General features: G+C 69.6%; 21 protein-coding genes. All 21 read left to right on the forward strand.

The window, feature by feature from the left end; genetic code table 11:
* Positions 1-7 precede the first annotated feature (7 nt).
* The 21 genes from VGO10_RS15375 to VGO10_RS15475 all read left to right on the forward strand — a co-directional run bounded on the left by VGO10_RS15375 (position 8) and on the right by VGO10_RS15475 (position 16,149).
* Positions 8-592, forward strand: a complete 585-nt coding sequence (locus VGO10_RS15375) for a chemotaxis protein CheC (protein WP_327469884.1) — start codon at positions 8-10, stop codon at positions 590-592.
* Positions 593-1,114, forward strand: a complete 522-nt coding sequence (locus tag VGO10_RS15380) for a chemotaxis protein CheD (protein ID WP_327469886.1) — start codon at positions 593-595, stop codon at positions 1,112-1,114.
* Positions 1,111-2,088 carry a flagellar motor switch protein FliM gene (locus VGO10_RS15385; protein WP_327469888.1) on the forward strand — a complete coding sequence of 326 codons (978 nt, stop codon included), beginning with the start codon at positions 1,111-1,113 and terminating at the stop codon, positions 2,086-2,088. The genes VGO10_RS15380 and VGO10_RS15385 overlap by 4 nt, the downstream gene beginning before the upstream one ends.
* On the forward strand, positions 2,085-2,987 hold the full coding sequence (locus VGO10_RS15390; protein WP_327469890.1) for a FliM/FliN family flagellar motor switch protein: 903 nt from the start codon (positions 2,085-2,087) through the stop codon (positions 2,985-2,987). The genes VGO10_RS15385 and VGO10_RS15390 overlap by 4 nt, the downstream gene beginning before the upstream one ends.
* The gene (locus VGO10_RS15395) at positions 2,987-3,346 is read left to right on the forward strand and encodes a response regulator (protein WP_349258950.1); all 360 of its coding nucleotides are present in this window, start codon (positions 2,987-2,989) and stop codon (positions 3,344-3,346) included. The genes VGO10_RS15390 and VGO10_RS15395 overlap by 1 nt, the downstream gene beginning before the upstream one ends.
* Positions 3,347-3,399: 53 nt before the next feature.
* The gene (locus VGO10_RS15400) at positions 3,400-4,218 is read left to right on the forward strand and encodes a motility protein A (RefSeq protein ID WP_327469892.1); all 819 of its coding nucleotides are present in this window, start codon (positions 3,400-3,402) and stop codon (positions 4,216-4,218) included.
* A gap of 9 nt (positions 4,219-4,227) precedes the next feature.
* Complete coding sequence (locus tag VGO10_RS15405) at positions 4,228-5,124, forward strand: flagellar motor protein MotB (protein ID WP_327469894.1); 897 nt, start codon at positions 4,228-4,230, stop codon at positions 5,122-5,124.
* Positions 5,121-5,564 (forward strand): flagellar basal body-associated FliL family protein, encoded by a 444-nt coding sequence (locus VGO10_RS15410; RefSeq protein ID WP_327469896.1) that lies wholly within the window; start codon positions 5,121-5,123, stop codon positions 5,562-5,564. The genes VGO10_RS15405 and VGO10_RS15410 overlap by 4 nt, the downstream gene beginning before the upstream one ends.
* 27 nt (positions 5,565-5,591) lie before the next feature.
* Positions 5,592-5,981 carry a flagellar motor switch protein FliN gene (fliN, locus tag VGO10_RS15415; protein ID WP_327469898.1) on the forward strand — a complete coding sequence of 130 codons (390 nt, stop codon included), beginning with the start codon at positions 5,592-5,594 and terminating at the stop codon, positions 5,979-5,981.
* A gap of 129 nt (positions 5,982-6,110) precedes the next feature.
* On the forward strand, positions 6,111-6,680 hold the full coding sequence (locus VGO10_RS15420; RefSeq protein WP_327469900.1) for a flagellar biosynthetic protein FliO: 570 nt from the start codon (positions 6,111-6,113) through the stop codon (positions 6,678-6,680).
* The gene (fliP, locus tag VGO10_RS15425; protein WP_327469902.1) at positions 6,677-7,336 is read left to right on the forward strand and encodes a flagellar type III secretion system pore protein FliP; all 660 of its coding nucleotides are present in this window, start codon (positions 6,677-6,679) and stop codon (positions 7,334-7,336) included. Before VGO10_RS15420 ends, fliP begins: the two co-directional genes overlap by 4 nt.
* A complete protein-coding gene (gene fliQ / locus VGO10_RS15430) occupies positions 7,336-7,605 on the forward strand; it encodes a flagellar biosynthesis protein FliQ (protein ID WP_327469904.1) in 270 nt (89 codons plus the stop codon). Before fliP ends, fliQ begins: the two co-directional genes overlap by 1 nt.
* Positions 7,606-8,409: a flagellar biosynthetic protein FliR gene (locus tag VGO10_RS15435; RefSeq protein ID WP_327469906.1), complete on the forward strand. Its 804-nt coding sequence runs from the start codon at positions 7,606-7,608 to the stop codon at positions 8,407-8,409.
* Between the two features lie 6 nt (positions 8,410-8,415).
* Positions 8,416-9,486: a flagellar biosynthesis protein FlhB gene (gene flhB / locus VGO10_RS15440; protein ID WP_327469908.1), complete on the forward strand. Its 1,071-nt coding sequence runs from the start codon at positions 8,416-8,418 to the stop codon at positions 9,484-9,486.
* A 12-nt stretch (positions 9,487-9,498) separates the two neighbouring features.
* Positions 9,499-11,565, forward strand: a complete 2,067-nt coding sequence (flhA, locus tag VGO10_RS15445; RefSeq protein ID WP_327469910.1) for a flagellar biosynthesis protein FlhA — start codon at positions 9,499-9,501, stop codon at positions 11,563-11,565.
* A complete protein-coding gene (locus VGO10_RS15450; protein WP_327469912.1) occupies positions 11,565-13,205 on the forward strand; it encodes a hypothetical protein in 1,641 nt (546 codons plus the stop codon). Before flhA ends, VGO10_RS15450 begins: the two co-directional genes overlap by 1 nt.
* Entirely contained in the window at positions 13,202-13,846 is a 645-nt protein-coding gene (locus VGO10_RS15455; RefSeq protein ID WP_327469914.1) for a PilZ domain-containing protein, read from the forward strand. The genes VGO10_RS15450 and VGO10_RS15455 overlap by 4 nt, the downstream gene beginning before the upstream one ends.
* Complete coding sequence (locus VGO10_RS15460) at positions 13,846-14,241, forward strand: hypothetical protein (RefSeq protein ID WP_327469916.1); 396 nt, start codon at positions 13,846-13,848, stop codon at positions 14,239-14,241. The genes VGO10_RS15455 and VGO10_RS15460 overlap by 1 nt, the downstream gene beginning before the upstream one ends.
* A gap of 14 nt (positions 14,242-14,255) precedes the next feature.
* Positions 14,256-14,447: a hypothetical protein gene (locus VGO10_RS15465; protein WP_327469918.1), complete on the forward strand. Its 192-nt coding sequence runs from the start codon at positions 14,256-14,258 to the stop codon at positions 14,445-14,447.
* A 136-nt stretch (positions 14,448-14,583) separates the two neighbouring features.
* Complete coding sequence (locus tag VGO10_RS15470; protein ID WP_327469920.1) at positions 14,584-15,390, forward strand: flagellin; 807 nt, start codon at positions 14,584-14,586, stop codon at positions 15,388-15,390.
* 123 nt (positions 15,391-15,513) lie between these two features.
* Entirely contained in the window at positions 15,514-16,149 is a 636-nt protein-coding gene (locus VGO10_RS15475) for a CHAP domain-containing protein (protein ID WP_327469922.1), read from the forward strand.
* The last annotated feature ends 20 nt before the right edge of the window (positions 16,150-16,169 follow it).

The raw sequence follows: 16,169 nt of genomic DNA on the forward strand, positions 1-16,169 counted from the left end.
GGAAGCCATGAACGCATTCACCGACATGCAGCTCGACGCCCTGCGCGAGCTCGCCAACATCGGCTCCGGCAACGCCGGAACGGCGCTGAGCTCGATGCTCGGCAAGGTCGTCGACATCTCGGTGCCGACGGCGGCGGCGCTGCCGCTGGCCGAGGCCGTGGCGATCGTCGGCGCGCCCGAGGATCTGCGCCACGGCGTCGTCGTGCCGGTCGTCGGTGACTTCGAGGCGATCGTCTTGCTGCTCTTCCCCGACCCCGACGCCCGCGCGCTCTGCGGCATCTACGGCCTGGAGCCCTCGACGCCGGACGGCCGGTCGATGCTCGGCGAGGTCGGCAACATCCTCGGGACCAACTACATCAACGTGCTCTCCCAGATGGTCGGCATGGTGATGGAGCCGGCGCCGCCGCAGGTCGTCGAGGACATGCTGGGCGCGATCATCTCGTCGGTCCTGCTCGGTCGCGGCGAGGATGTCGACGAGGCGCTGATCCTCGACTCCAACCTCATGGTCGAAGACGAGCAGTGCTCCCTGTCCTTCCTGCTGCTGCCCGACCACGGCGGCATCAAGCAGCTCCTGGAGCGGCTGGGCCTGTAGATGGAGACCGTCGTCCACATGGGCGAGGCATTTGTCTCCACGACGCCGGGCGACACCCTGGCGTGCATCGGCCTGGGCTCGTGCATCGGGCTGGCGCTGATCGATCGCGCCCGCGCCATCGTCGCGCTGGCGCACGTGATGCTGCCTGCCGCGACGCAGCCCGATCCGCCGCTGCCGCACAAGTACGCCGACTTGGCCGTCCCGTCGCTGCTGGAGCTCATGCTCGCCACCGGCGCGCGGCGCACCCGCCTGGAGGCGGTGCTGGTCGGCGGCGCCGCCATGTTCCAGTTCGGCGGCGGCAGCGGTCAGGAGATCGGGCAGCGCAACATCGCGGCCGTGACCGGCCTGGTCGAGGCCGCTCGCATCCCGATCCGTGCGACGCAGACCGGCGGCAACAAGGGCCGCACGCTGCGCATCCACGTCGGCACCGACATCTCCATCACCGTCCGCGAAGCCGGAGGCCGCGAGGAGCAGCTGCTCGGCGGCCGGGCCGGAACCGAAGCAAAGGCCGTATACGCATGAGTGGGTTCTTGGACGCCAACGAGATCGAGAAGCTCTTCGAGCGCGCGAGCGAGGGCAACCTGCCGGTCGACGCCGACAGCAGCCCAGGCCGCCGCGCCCGCTGGCTGCGCACGGTCGACTTCACCCGGCCGACGAAGTTCACCACCGATCAGGAGCGGCGGATCCGCCGCGCCATGGAGACCTTCATCGAGCGCTCAGCGACGCGCCTGGTCGCCGAGCACCGCACCTCGATCGAGCTCGAGGTCATCGACGTCGGGCAGTTCACGTGGACCAACGCGTTCGCACAGCTTCCCGACCACTCCGTCCACATTCAGATCGACACGGCGCCGCACGAGGGCCGGATGCTGCTCAGCGCCGAGCTGCCGGTCGTCCTGGTCGCGCTGGAGCGGATGCTCGGCGGGCGCCCCGAGACCGCATCGCGCGACCGCGAGCTGACCGACATCGACCTGATGGTCGTCCAGCGGATGTTCGGCACGATCGTCGAGGCGCTCTCCTCGGTCTGGTTCGAGGTCTCCGAGATGACGCTCGAGATCGCCGAGGTCGACACCCAGGCCGAGACGATCCAGGTCGCCTCGGGCTCGGAGCCGACGCTCGTGCTGACGCTCGAAGCGCGCCTCGACGGCCTGTCGTCGACGATGGCGTTGTTGATCCCCTACGCGGCGATCGCGCCGGTCGCCTCGGCGTTCTCACGCCACGACGAGGAGTCAAAGACGCGCGACCCCGTCGTCGCCGCAGCCGTCAACGCGGGCCTCAGCCACGTCGAGGTCTCGCTGCGCGCCGAGGTCGCCGACACGCAGCTGACGCTCGCCGAGATCCTCGCGCTGGCGCCGGGCGATGTCATCCGCCTCGATGCCGACGCCGACACCGAGCTGACGCTCTTCGCCGACCGCACGCCCGTACTCCACGCCCGCGGCGGTCGCAGCGGCAAGCACCGCGCCGTCCAGATCACCGGACCCGTTCAGGAGACCCCATGAACGCCGAACAGGCCCTCCTGCGCCTCGGCGCCTCGACCGCCGAGGCCGTCCAGGGCGTGCTGCAGATGTTCGCGCCCGACGGCGTGACGCTCGGGACCGTCGAGGTCATCCCGCCCGACCAGTCGCCGTTTGCCGACGCGATCTTCCCCGCGATCGGCGCCGACGTCTCCTACGTCGACGGCGTGACCGGCGGCAACGTGATGGTCATCGGCATCGAGGGCGCCCGGCGCCTGGCGGCGGCCATGATGGGCGTCGACCCCAACGAGGTCGAGGCCGGCGGCGAGCTCTCAGAGCTCGAGTTCTCCGCCGTCGGCGAGGCGATGAACCAGATGATGTCGGCCGCCGCGGTGGCCACCAGCAAGGTGCTCGGCGAAGAGGTTGAGATCGCGCCGCCCGACATCCGCCACCTCGCCGACGCCGACGCCGGCGGCACCGGCTGGGAGCACCCCGGCCACGCCACGGCGGTGACCTTCAACTTCTGCGGCGTCCCCTGCCTGCTCGTGCAGCTGGTCCCCAACGCGTTCATCGTGCGCATGACGCGCGCGCTGGACGGCCTGACCGAAAGCCACGACGACGCCCCGCTCGGCGACGCGCTGCGCGACATCAGCGTCCGCGTCTGGGCCGAGCTCGGCCGCACGCGCATGCCCTCGGGCCGGATCGTGGCGCTGCCCAGCGGTGCGGTCGTCGAGCTCGACCGCGCGGTCGAGGCGCCGATCGACCTCTACGCCGACGGCATGCGCTTTGCCACCGGCCGCCTCTTGGTCACCGACGACGGTGGCTTGGCGGTGCGCATCGAGACGGTGCTCGGCGGCGGCGACGGCGCTGAGGGCGGCGCGGAGAACGGCTGCGAGGACTTAGTTACCCCGACCCCAACCACACCCACGGAGGTTGCAGTCTGATGGCTCGCGTGCTCGTCGTCGATGACGCCGCGTTCATGCGCAAGATGGTGTCCGACGCCCTCACGGGCGGCGGTCACGAGATCGTTGGCGAGGCCGCCAACGGTGCCGAGGCGGTGCAGCGCTTTCAGGAGCTGCGCCCCGACATCATGACGCTGGACATCACCATGCCCGAGAAGGACGGCCTGACCGCGCTGAGGGAGATCATCGCCGTCGATCCCAGCGCGAAGGTGGTCATGTGCTCGGCCTTGGGCCAGGAGTCCAAGGTGCTCGAGTCGATCAAGCTCGGCGCCAAGGACTTCGTCGTCAAGCCCTTCCAGGTCGATCGTGTCCTGTCGGCGGTGGAGAAGGCTCTGGGCTAGTACCAGCGCCCTGAAGTCCGGCAGACCATGGCCGACGACAGGGGGTGACACTTATGAAGGCCGCCACCGCAATCGGAATTGGAATCGCCGCTGCCGCCATCATCATGGCCGGCATCATGGAGGGCGTCGCGCCGCCGATGCTCCTCAACATCAACGCGCTGATCCTCGTGCTCGGCGGGACCGCGGGCGCGGTCTTCGGCGGCGTGGGGATGAAGCGCTTCATGGCGATCCCCAAGCTGTACATGAAGGCCATCATGAGCGAGCAGCCTGACCTCGGCGCGCGCGTCAAGACGCTGGTCTCCTTCGCCGAGCGGGCGCGCAAGGACGGCCTCCTCGCGCTGGAGGAGGAGATCGAGGCGATCGAAGAGCCCTACATGCGCAAGGGCATGCAGTTGATCGTCGACGGCACCGACCCCGACCTCCTGCGCGAGATCCTCGACGCCGAGATCGACGCGATGGCCGCACGCCACAAGCTCGGCTTCTCGGTCTTCGAGAAGGCCGGCGGCCTGGCCCCGACCATCGGCGTGCTCGGCACCGTCGTGTCGCTCGTGCACGTCCTCTCCAACTTGAGCGCCCCCGAGACGCTCGGCCCCGCCATCTCCGGCGCGTTCATCGCGACGCTCTATGGCGTGGGCTCGGCCAACGTCGTCTACCTGCCGGTCTGCTACTCGCTGCAGATGCTGAGCCAGAAGGAGGTCGACGAGCGCTCGCTGGTGCTCGAGGGCATCCTCGCCATCCAGGCCGGCGACAACCCGCGCATGGTGCAGCAGAAGCTGCTCAGCTACCTCGCCCCTGACGAGCGCGAAGCGGTCGAGGCCGACGACGCCAAGCCCAAGCTCCAGGCCGTCGAGGATGCGGCCGAGGCCGCATAGGTCCAGACGATGTCCGGACACGGCGGCAAGAAGAAGCGCGGTGGCGACCACGGTGACCATCCGGACGAGCGCTGGCTGGTCACCTACGCCGACCTGATGACGCTGCTCGTCGCGCTGTTCATGGTGTTGTTCTCGATCTCAGCGGTCAACAAGACCAAGTTCGAGACGCTGCAGCATTCGTTGCAAGACGCGTTCTCGGGCAAGATCTTGCCGGGCGGCCAGTCGATCAAGAACGCGGGCGGCACCACGAACATCAAGACGCCGTCGGCAGCCCCGAAGGAGTCCAGCCTGCAGCCCTACGTCGGCGCGCCGAAGGACACCGTCAAGTCGGGCGGCGCCACCAACGTCGAGCAGAAGAAGTTCGAGGCGCTCAAGAAGAAGATCGACCACGTCGCGGCCAAGAAGAACCTGTCGGGCAAGATCAAGGCGACGGTCACCAAGGACGGCCTGCTGATCCGTCTGCTGACCGATGACCTGCTCTTCGACAGCGGCTCGGCCGTGCCGCGCCCCGGCTCGCTGCCGCTGCTCAAGGACGTCGCCAACCTGCTGGCCACGACCCAGGCCGACCACAAGCTGATCGTCTCGGGCAACACCGACACCCAGCCGATCCACAGCGAGCAGTTCATCGACAACCTCGACCTGTCCACCGAGCGAGCCAACGCCATCTTCCGCACCTTCGCCCACGACGGCATCTCGCCGCTGCGCATGACGGCCGCCGGCCGTGGCGCCTATGCGCCGATCGCCACCAACAAGACCGCCGGCGGCCGCTCGCTCAACCGCCGCGTCGAGATCCTCGTGCCGCGCATCACCGAGGTCACCACGACCGGCGCACCGTCGATCAAGCCGGAGGCGCAGGCCGCCACCAAGTTCCCTTCCATCAAGCCGAACTTCGCCCCGAAGCCATGAAGAACATCAAGATCATCATCCCCGTCCTGCTGCTCGTCCTCGGTGGCGTCTACAAGTTCGTGATCGCCAAGCCCGCGCCGGTGCCCAAGCCCAAGATCGCGGGCGAGGTGTACATCATGCAGAAGGACTTCTTGATCAACCTCAAGAGCGGGCGCTTCGCCAAGCTCAATGCCGCGCTGGTCCTCAAGGAGGGCTACCTCGAGGCCGAGGTCGCCAAGCTGGGCAAGGAGGCGCCGACGCCGCCCGACGGCTACGGCCTGCTGCCCCAGGAGGCCGCGGTGCGCGCGATCATCACCGACACGCTCACCGACATCCCCTCCAGCCGCCTTCAGCACGAGAAGTCGCGGCTGAAGGTCCAGAAGCTGGTCCTCAAGCGCGTCCAGCGAGAGACCGATGTCAAGGCAGAAGACGTCATGTTCACCGACCTGGCGATCCAGTAAGTCCCGCAAGGAAGCGAGAGCATCACCATGACCGACGTCGAGTTCACCCCGCTGCCCGAAGGCGCCGCCGCTGCTGCAACGCCTGGCGACGCAGACCTCACCCGCCTGACCGACGTGACCGTGGAGCTGACCGTCGAGGTCGGCCGCACGCGCATGTCGCTCGGCGAGACCATGAGCCTGGGCCAGGGCTCGGTCGTCACGCTGGACCGCCTGGCCGACAAGCCGGTGGACCTGCTGGTCAACGGCCGCCCGATCGCCCGCGGCGAGGTCGTCGTCATCGACGAGCAGTTCGGGCTGCGCATCACCGAGGTCAACGGCGCCGAGCGCGGGCTGGCGGCGGTACCGGCACCTGTGGCCTTCGAGCCGGCCGAGCTGCCGGCGGGCGAGCCGCCCGCCGCAGTGCCCGAGGCTGCATAACGCCTTAGCCCGACCGTTCGGGTGCTGACCCCTCGAACGGTCGTCCAGACACACCCCTCAAGTCGTATACGCGCAGGCCGATCTATGTGACTGGCTGGTCGTCCCTCCCGACCTACCGAGTCCCTCCAAGTGAAGCCATATCGCATCCTCACGGCCGCCCTGGCGGCCGCACTCCTCTGCGTCCTGTTGGCGCCGGCCTACGTGCTGGCCGCCGGCAAGGACCCCTACGGCGAGAACACGCCGTTGAACCTCCCGAGCGATTCGCCGGCGAAAGTCGCCGACGTCGGCGGCGGGACCAGCGGCGGGTTGGCGCGCACCTTCGTCGGCCTGGCCGTCGTCGTGGCCGTCATCTACGGCCTGACCTGGGTCCTGCGCCAGATGAAGAAGTCCAGCAGCGCCTCGGAGCGCTCGCACGGCTTCGGGCTCAGCACCGAGGCGTCGATGCCGCTGGGCCCCAACCGCTCGGTGCACCTGATCCGCGCCGGCCGCGAGCTCGTGCTCGTCGGCAGCGCCGAGCACGGCATCGTCCCGATCCGCACCTACACCGAGGACGAGGCGCGCGACCTGGGGCTGTTGCAGCTCGGCAGCGGTGACGTCGACGGCGACGCGACCGTCGTTGCCGTCAATGGTCCCGTCGAGAAGGCCAAGCTCCTCTTCAGCGACACGCTCGACCGCATCCGCGACCGGACCGCGCGATGATCATCGCCGCGACCAACGGCCTGTCGGCCGACGGCGGCAACGCCGTCCAGCTGCTGATCCTCGTCGGCGCCGTCACGCTCGTCCCGGCGCTGCTGTTCTGCGTCACCGGCTTCACGCGCATCCTCGTGGTGCTCGGCTTCATCCGCACCGGGCTGGGCACGCCGACCGCGCCGCCCAACCAGGTCCTGGTCGGCATCGCGCTCTTTCTCACGATCTTCGTCATGGCCCCGACCTTCACCAAGGTCAAGACCGATGCGATCGACCCGCTGAGCAAGAACGAGATCACCCAGGCCCAGGCGCTGGACCGCGGCCAGAAGCCGCTGCGCGAGTTCATGTTCCGCCAGACCCGCACCAAGGACCTGGCCTTGTTCGTGGGCCTCTCCAAGCTCAAGCGCCCGCAGACGCGCGCCGACGTGCCGACCTACGTCCTGATCCCGGCCTTCATCATCTCCGAGCTCAAGACGGCCTTCCAGATCGGCTTCTTGATCTTCCTGCCGTTCCTGGTGATCGACCTGGTGGTCAGCTCCACCCTCATGTCCATGGGCATGATGATGCTGCCGCCGGTCTTCATCAGCCTCCCCTTCAAGATCCTGCTGTTCGTCCTCGTGGACGGCTGGGACTTGGTCACCCGCTCGCTCGTGGAGTCGTTTCACTGATGAACCAGGACGTCGTCATCTCCCTTGCGACCCAGGCCATGAGCCTGGCGCTGAAGATCTCGCTCCCGCTGCTCGGCGTGGGGCTGATCGTCGGCGTGCTGATCTCGATCATCCAGGCCGTCACCTCCATCCAGGAGCAGACGCTCGCCTTCATCCCGAAGGTGGTGGCGATGGCCGTCGTGCTCGTCATCGGCGGGCCGTGGATGCTCAACCAGCTGCTGAGCTACACCTCGGAGCTGTGGACCTCCATCCCCAACATGGTGGGGTAAGTGGGACCGCAGCTCCAGAACTCCGCGGCGCAGCTGATCACCGACTTCGGCGAGCAACGCGTGCTCGCGTTCTTCCTCGTGCTCGGGCGTCTGTCGCCGCTGTTTCTGCTGGCGCCGCTGTTCTCGAGCAAGATGGTCCCCGCGCGCGTGCGCGCGGTGATCGCCGTGTCGCTGGCCATCGGCCTCTCGCCGGTCGTCGCGTCGGGCACGCACCTGCCGACCGACATCATGGGGATCGGTTCGCTGCTGGCCAAGGAGCTGCTGGTCGGCAGCGCGTTCGCCTACGCCTTGGCCGCGACGTTCGCGGCGCTGGCCGTGGCCGGCACGTTCCTGGACACGACGATCGGCTTCTCCTACGGCGGCCTGGTCGACCCCGTCAACGGCAACCAGTCCGCGGTCCTGAGCACGGCCTACAGCATGATCGGGTTGATGGTGTTCATCGCCATCGGCGGCGACGCCTGGGTGATCAAGGGCCTCGCGCGCACCTACGACATCGTCGATCTCACCCAGTACCCGTCGCTGGCCCACATCGTCAACGGCGCCAGCGGCGCGTTCATCCAGGTCTTCACCAGCGCGATCGAGGTCGCCGGCCCCGTCCTGCTGGCCCTGATCCTGACCGACGCGGCCTTCGGCATGGTCACCCGCGTCGTCCCGACGCTGAACGTCTTTCAGGTCGGCATCCCGGCCAAGGTCGTCATCGGCCTGCTGCTGATCGGCGCCTCGATGCCGTTTGTCGCCGGTTGGATCGGCGACCAGCTGCAGACCGACGTCGGCGCCGCCCTCAACACGTTGCGGGTGGGGTGATCGCCGATGTCGAACGCTGACAAGACCGAGAAGGCCACACCCAAGCGCCGCGAAGAGGCGCGCAAGAAGGGCCAGGTCGCCAAGTCCACCGACCTCAGCGGCGCGGCCGTGGTGCTCGCCGGGCTGCTGACGCTGGGTGTCACCGGCTCTTCGATGGTGCAGCGCATGGCCGACGGCATCCACGACTCGCTGACCGCCGGGGCGCAGCGCGACCCCGTCACCATCAACACCATCAGCGATCTGATGATGCAGTCGGGCAAGAACGCCGCGATCTGCCTGGCGCCGGTCGTGGCCGCCTGCGCGCTGGTCGGGATCGTGGTCAACCTCGCGCAGGTCGGCATCCGCCTGAAGTCCCAGGCGCTCAAGCCCAACTTCCGCCGGTTGAACCCGAAGACGGGCTTTCAGAAGATCGCCGGCAAGCAGAGCCTCGTCGAGCTCGCCAAGAACATCGTCAAGATCGGCATCGTGGGGTGGGTGGTGCTCAGCGCGCTGCTGCCTCACATCCAGGACTACGCGTCGATGGTCGGCATCTCGCCGTTGCAGTTCGGCAGCACGGTCGCCGCGCTGGTCAAGCACATTGCCTTGCGCGCGACCTTCGCCTACCTGTTCATCGGCGCCATCGACTTCATCTACCAGCGCTACTCGCACGAGAAGTCGCTGAAGATGAAGAAGGAAGAGGTCAAGGAGGAGGGCAAGGGCCAGGACCTCCCGGCCGAGGTCAAGAGCGCGATCCGCCGCCGTCAGCGCGAGGCTGCCCGCGCCCGCATGATGGCCGACGTCCCGACCGCCGACGTCATCGTCACCAACCCCACGCACTACTCCGTGGCGCTCAAGTACGACGGCCACTCGGCCGCGCCGACGGTGGTCGCCAAGGGCAAGGACCTCATCGCCCTGCGCATCCGCGAGATCGCCAAAGAGGCTGGCGTCCCGATCGTCCCCGACCCGCCGCTGGCGCGCGCCATGCACGCCAACGTCGAGGTCGGCCAGCAGATTCCCGAGGAGCTGTTTGCCGCCGTGGCGCAGATCCTGGCCTACGTCTACCGCGTCGCCGGCCGCCGCCGGCTCGCCACCGCCTAGAGGACCACGCGCATGGCTACGTCGATGCAGAAGCTGGGCAAGTACACCGACCTGATCGCCGCCGGCGTCGTGGTCCTGGTCGTGGTGATGTTGATCATCCCGCTGCCGCCGATGCTGCTGGACCTGTTGATCACGCTGAACATCAGCTGCGCGCTGGCGATCGTGGTCACGACGCTCTACGTCAAGAAGGCGCTGGAGTTCTCGGTCTTCCCGTCGCTGCTGTTGATCACCACGCTCTTTCGGTTGGCCATCAACATCTCGGTCACCCGGCTGATCCTGCTGCACGGCGACGCGGGCAACGTCGTCGAGGCGTTCGGCAAGTTCGTCATCGGCGGCAACATCGTCGTCGGCCTCGTCGTCTTCCTGATCCTCATCGTCATCCAGTTCGTGGTCGTCACCAACGGCGCCGGGCGCGTGGCCGAGGTCGGCGCGCGCTTCACGCTGGACGCGATGCCGGGCAAGCAGATGGCGATCGACGCCGACCTCAACGCCGGGCAGATCACCGAGGACGAGGCGCGCAAGCGCCGCGCGGAGATCTCCGAGGAGGCCGACTTCTACGGCGCGATGGACGGCGCCTCGAAGTTCGTCAAGGGCGACGCGATGGCCGCCGTCCTGATCACGGCGATCAACCTCATCGGCGGCATCGTCATCGGCGTGGTCATGCAGCACCGCCCGATCGGCGATGCGGTCCAGCACTTCTCGCTGCTGAGCGTCGGCGACGGCCTCGCCGCCCAGATCCCCGCGCTGCTGATCTCGGTCGCGACCGGCATCATCGTCACGCGCGCGGCCAGCTCGGAGGACCTCGGCTCGCAGGTCGTCACCCAGATCGGCGCCCAGCAGCGCGCGCCGATGGTCGCCGGCGTCGTCATCTGCTTCTTCGCGCTGATCCCGGGCCTGCCGAAGATCCCGTTCCTGGTCATCGGCGGCCTCTTCATCTTCGCCGGCCGCGCGCTGTCCAAGACCGCCACCGCGACCGAGGCCGCCGAGGTCGAGCGCCTCGCCGCCGCGGCGGCGCTGCCCCCGGTGCCATCGTCGCCGCGCGACCAGGTCCAGGACGCGCTGTCGCTCGATCCGCTGGAGCTGTGCATCGGCTTCGGGCTCGTGCCGCTGGTCGACGGCAGCTCCGGAGGGTCGCTGCTGCAGCGCGTCAGCGCGGTGCGCCGCCAGATCGCGGCCGAGGTCGGCACGATCATCCCGTCGGTCCGCATCCACGACGAGATCGGGCTGCAGAGCCACGAGTACTCGGTCAAGGTGCGCGGCACCGAGGTCGCGCGCGGCCAGATCATGGCCGGCCACCAGCTGGCGCTGGACCCGGGCGACGCGTTCGGCAACCTCGACGGCATCCCCACGCAGGATCCGGCCTACGGCATGGCCGCGGTCTGGATCACCGATGCCCAGCGTGCCGAGGCCGAGGCGCTCGGGTACACGGTGGTCGACGCCGAGAGCGTGGTCGTCACGCACCTGACCGAGACGATCCGGCGCCACACCGCCGACCTGCTCACCCGCCAGGACGTGCGCACCCTGCTCGACAGCCTCAAGGAGCACAACGCCGCCGTCGTCGACGAGGTCGTCCCCGATCTGCTGTCGGTGGGCGAGCTGCAGCGCGTCTTGCAAGCGCTCTTGCGCGAGGGCGTCTCGATCCGCGACCTCGGGGCGATCGTCGAGGCCTCCGGCGACCGGGCGCGCGTCACGCGCGATCCGGAGCTGCTGGCCGAGTACGCCCGCCAGGCACTGGGCCGCACGATCGTCTCGCCCTACCTCGACGCGGAGCGCACGCTGCGGGCGATCACGCTCGATCCGCACCTCGAGCAGGAGGTCTCAGACGCCATCGCCCAGACGCCGGACGGGGAATACCTCGCGATGGATCCCACCCGCGCGCAGGCTTTGGTCCACCAGTTGTCGAACCATGTCGAGCAGGCCGTCACGCGCGGCCGGCGGCCGGTGTTGATCTGCTCCTCTCGCGTGCGCCGGCATCTGCGCCGGCTCTGCGAGCAGGCGCTGCCTCAGCTCTCGGTCTGCGCGTATAACGAGATCGCACCCGGGATCGGCGTGGAGACGATCGGAGTCGTGACTGCCTGATGGCACCGCAAGAGGACCAAGACACCTTCACTTACCGCGGACGCTCGCTCGAAGAGCTCGTCCCGCGCATCCGCCAGGAGTTGGGCGACGACGCGGTCATCGTGTCGCGCCGTGAGACCAGCAGCGGCGGCGTCGGCGGCTTCTTCGCCAGGCGCGAGATCGAGGTCGAGGTGCGTCCGGGCGAGAACGCGGCCCCGGCCGGCCCCGATATCTCCGCGGCCTTTGCCGCGCAATTGGCTGAGGCGCATGAGCGCCAGCAGCAAGCGCGCCCGGCGATCTCGCCCGAGGTTGACGCTTTGCCCGGCGCGACGAACGTCACCGTCGACGATCTCTTCCCGCCCGCGCCGCCCCAGCAGGGCGGCTTGGCCTCGCTGTTCAACGCGGGCCTGCCGCCGGCGGAGCCCGAGGTCGCCCCGGCGCCTGAGCCCGTCGCGCCGCGCGCCGAGATCATCGAAGACGACGAGTACGACGACGACGAGTGGCTCGACGAGGACGAGGAGGACGAGCCCGCGCCCGCGGCCGAGCTCGGTCCGGTCGAACAGCCCACCGGCATGTTCGACTACCTCGGTGGCGAGCAGGAGCCGGCGTCTGTTCACGAGGTCGATCCGCTAGCGCCCACGTCGGCAGGGCCTGCGCCCGAGCCGGTCGCGCCTGTGCCTGCGCCCGCATCGGCAATGCCGGAGCCCGAGCCGGTTGCCGCGGCGCCGGAGCCCGAGCCCGTTGCGCCTGAGCCTGAGCCGCAGGCCATCGAGCCCGAGCCAGTCGCTGCTGCGCCGGAGCCCATCGCGCTCGAGCCCGAGCCCGAGCCCGAGCCCGAGCCCGAGTCCGTCCCGCCCGTCCCGCCCGTCCCGCTCGTCCCCGCCGCGGCGCCCGTCTCCGGTCTCCCGGCCGCCGCGCTGGTCGCGGCCGAGCGCCTCGTCGCCCGTGGCCTGCGCGCGAGCCTGGCCGAGGCCATCGCCCACGAGGCCATCGCCGGCCTCGCCCCGCTGCTGCCCGGCGCCGATCCCAAGGAGCTCGTTACCGACGCGCTCGCGCGCCGGATCCCGATGCACCCGCTGCGCAGCGGCCCCGGCGTCATCGGCTTCGTCGGCCCCGGCGGCGCGGGCAAGACGCGCTGCGTCGCCCGTCTCGCCGCTGCCCACGCGCGCCACGGCACCCTGTCGGTCAGCGTCATCGCGCTGCGCTCCCCTGACGGCGGCGCCGAGCTGCGCCGCCTGCTCGCGCCCTACGGCGTCGCCCTGCACGCGGTCGAGAGCGGCGCGGAGGGCGCCGCTCGGATCGCGAGCCTGCGCGGCGACGGGCTGATCATCGTCGACACGCCGGGCGTCAGCCCGCGGTCGACCGGCGAGCTGCGCTCGCTCGGCGCCGAGCTCGACGCGCTCGCACCCGACGAGCTGCACCTCGCGGTCCCGGCGACGATCGGGCCCGCCGCGGCCCAAGAGCTCGTCGGCGGCGTGCGCGAGCTCGGCGTGGGCGCGCTCGTCCTCACCCACACCGACGAGACCGAGATGATCGGGACCGTCATCGGCCTGGCGATCGACTCCGGCCTCCCGCTCTCCTACCTGGCGCGCGGCCAGGCCGTCGAAGCCGGGCTGCGCCCTGCCTCGGCGACCGAGCTGGCGCGCGATCTCGTGCCATGAGCCGTCTGCTGCCCAGCATCGGCGACGAGCTCCTGCTCGCGGTTCCGCAGACCGAGCAGGTGCTCGCGCGCGTCACCGACGCCGGCCCCGGCTTCTTCGATCTCGCGCTGCTGGAGCAGCCGACGACGCCCACGCCACGGCTGGAGCGCAGCGCGCTGATGATCGAGTTCATCAACGACGACGGCATCGCGCGCATGCACGGCCGCCTCGACGTCCCGCAGCACCGCCGCGGCATCGGTCGCGGCTATGGCGAGAAGGACACCGTGCGCTTTGCCCACCGCGGCAGCCCGCAGCTGCTCAAGCGCCGCGAGTACGTGCGTGCGACGGTGGACCTCCCGCTCACGCTCGTGACGGCCGACGCCGATGAAGATGACGTGACGACGCACGCGCACGCGATCGATCTCTCCGGCGGCGGCATGCTGGTCAAGGGCCTGCAGGCGCCCAAGCTCGGCGACGAGCTGCGCTTCGCGCTGGAGCTCGGCGATGGCGAGGCTGCGGTCACTGGCTGTGGCCGCGTCGTGCGGCTGGAGACCTACGATCGCGTCGGCCTGCAGTTCTCCGACGTCGCCCAGCCTGATCGCATCCGCCTGATGCACCTGGCCTTCGAGATGTCGCGCGAGCAGCGGCGGAGGTTCGCCTGATGGCCAAGAAGGACAAGAACGCCGAGAGCGCCGACGCCAGCGACGGCGCCGCCGGCATCCGCCTCTCCGCGCACCCGCGCGCTCGCCGTCATATCGCCATCGCCAAGGGCTGGGGCGGCCTCATCGCCTTCGCCGTCGTCCTCAAGCTCGCCCGCGGCGCCGGCCTCCCGTGGCCCGACGCGATCGAGCGCGGGGTGCTCGGCGGCATCGTCGGCTACCTCGCCGCGTGGATGATCGTGCAGACGATCTGGCGCCACATCGCGCTGGCCGAGCTCGAGGGGTTGCGTCGGCGCCTGATCACCAGAGCCGAGACCCAAGCCGCCGCCCGCGAGACCGCATCCCGCCCGCCCGCCGAAGCCCAGAAGGCCGCCCAGGCGGCCATGCCCCAGAGCTGACAGGAGGCTGAGCCGTGGACCGCATCCAACCGATCGGGCCGCGGCCGCCGCAGCCGCCGGCCATCCCGGCGGTCCGTCGCTCCGATGGCTCCACCGAGAAGCGCGACCGCGAGCGCTCCCAGCAGCAGCGTCGCCGCCGCGCCCCCGTGCCCGACCTTCCGCCGCCGCCCGATGACGGGCGCCCGCACATCGACGTCCGCGTCTGACTGACACTCTCGTCCAGGCAGGACTGGACAGACCTCAAGCGCGCCACACGGGCCGCCGATCATTCGGCCTAGCAGCAAGCAGCGACAAGGAGTCGCTGTGGGACCCCAACACAAACGTCATCAAGGAGATAGACGAATGTCCCTTCGCATCACGCACAACGTCGAGGCGCTGAACAGCTACAACAGCCTCTCGAAGACGTCGGCCGCCATCTCGAAGTCGATGCAGCGCCTCTCCTCGGGCTACCGCATCAACAGCGCGGCGGACGACGCGGCCGGCCTCGGTATCTCCGAGTCCATGCGGTCGCAGATTCGCGGCCTTGGTCAGGCCCAGAAGAACATCCAGGACGGCGCTTCCATGGTGCAGACCGCGGAAGGCAACCTGGACGAGGTTCACTCGATGCTGCAGCGCATCCGTGAGTTGGCCGTGCAGTACAAGAACGGCTCGCTCGACACGACCGCTCGCACGTCGATCCAGAACGAGGTCAACCAGCTGGCGTCCGAGATCACCCGCATCGGCAGCTCGGCGCAGTTCAACGGCATCAACCTGCTGAACAGCTCCGCCACGGTGTCGTTCCAGGTTGGCGCCAACGACGGTCAGCAGATCGGCATCGCGCTGGTGGACCTGGCGACCACGGTCGGCACGAGCTACGCCTCGCTGTCGACGGCCGGCACCACGGACATCTCGGAGATCGACCTGGCCATCACGGCCGTTTCGACCGCCCGTGCGTCCTTCGGCGCCGTGCAGAACCGTCTGGACCACTCCCTGTCGGTGGCAGCCTCCTACCAGGAGAACCTGACCTCCGCTGAGTCGCGGATCCGCGACGTGGACATGGCCGACGAGATGGTCGCCCTGACCAAGAACCAGATCCTCTCGCAGGCCGGCACGGCCATGCTCAGCCAGGCCAACCAGGCCCCGCAGAGCGTGCTGCGTCTCCTGGGCTAGGACTGACACGAAGCACATTCGTCGGGTCTCCGACGCTGGGGGGCGGCCTTCGGGCCGCCCCTCGGTCGTTGTCCTGACGCCCGCGGGGTGAAGGATCGGCGCACACGACCGATCACGGTGGAGATGAGCGTCGAGAACGTGCTCGCACGGATCGCCGAGCTACACCAGGGCCTGGTGCCGCCGTCGACCGCTGCGCAGAGCGCGGTCAACGGCGCGCAGTTCGCCACGATGCTCCAGGGCCAGAGCTCCTCGGCCGGTGTCGCCGCCCCGGCGGGCGCCGCGACCACGCTCGGCTTCTCGGGCGCGACGGCCACCACCGCCGGCCAGCGCGCGCTGGCGTTCGCCCAAGGCGAGGTCGGCCAGACCGAGCAGCCGCCCGGCTCCAACGACTCGCCGCGCATCGCCGACTATCGGTCCTCCACGGCCGGCAGCGGCATCGGGCCGTGGTGCGCCTACTTCGTCTCTTATGCAGCACAACAGGCGGGCGCGCCGCTCGGCGAGGCCGGCCAGGGCTTTGGCTCGGTCAGCGCGGTGTCGGCGTGGGCGCAGCGCACCGGGCGCTGGAACCCCGCAGCGTCGGGCACGCCGCCGCAGGCCGGCGACCTGATCGTCTGGGGCGGCGAGCACGTCGGCATCGTCGAGTCCGTCGATCCCGACGGCAAGATCCACACCATCGAGGGCAACTCCTCCAACGCGGTCACCCGCCGCACGCACGACGCATCTGGCGATGGCGCCACCGGCTACGTCCGGCTCGGCTGAGCCCGTTCAAGTCGGTCGGC

This window comes from Baekduia sp., assembly GCF_035996765.1.
Classification (GTDB): domain Bacteria; phylum Actinomycetota; class Thermoleophilia; order Solirubrobacterales; family Solirubrobacteraceae; genus Baekduia.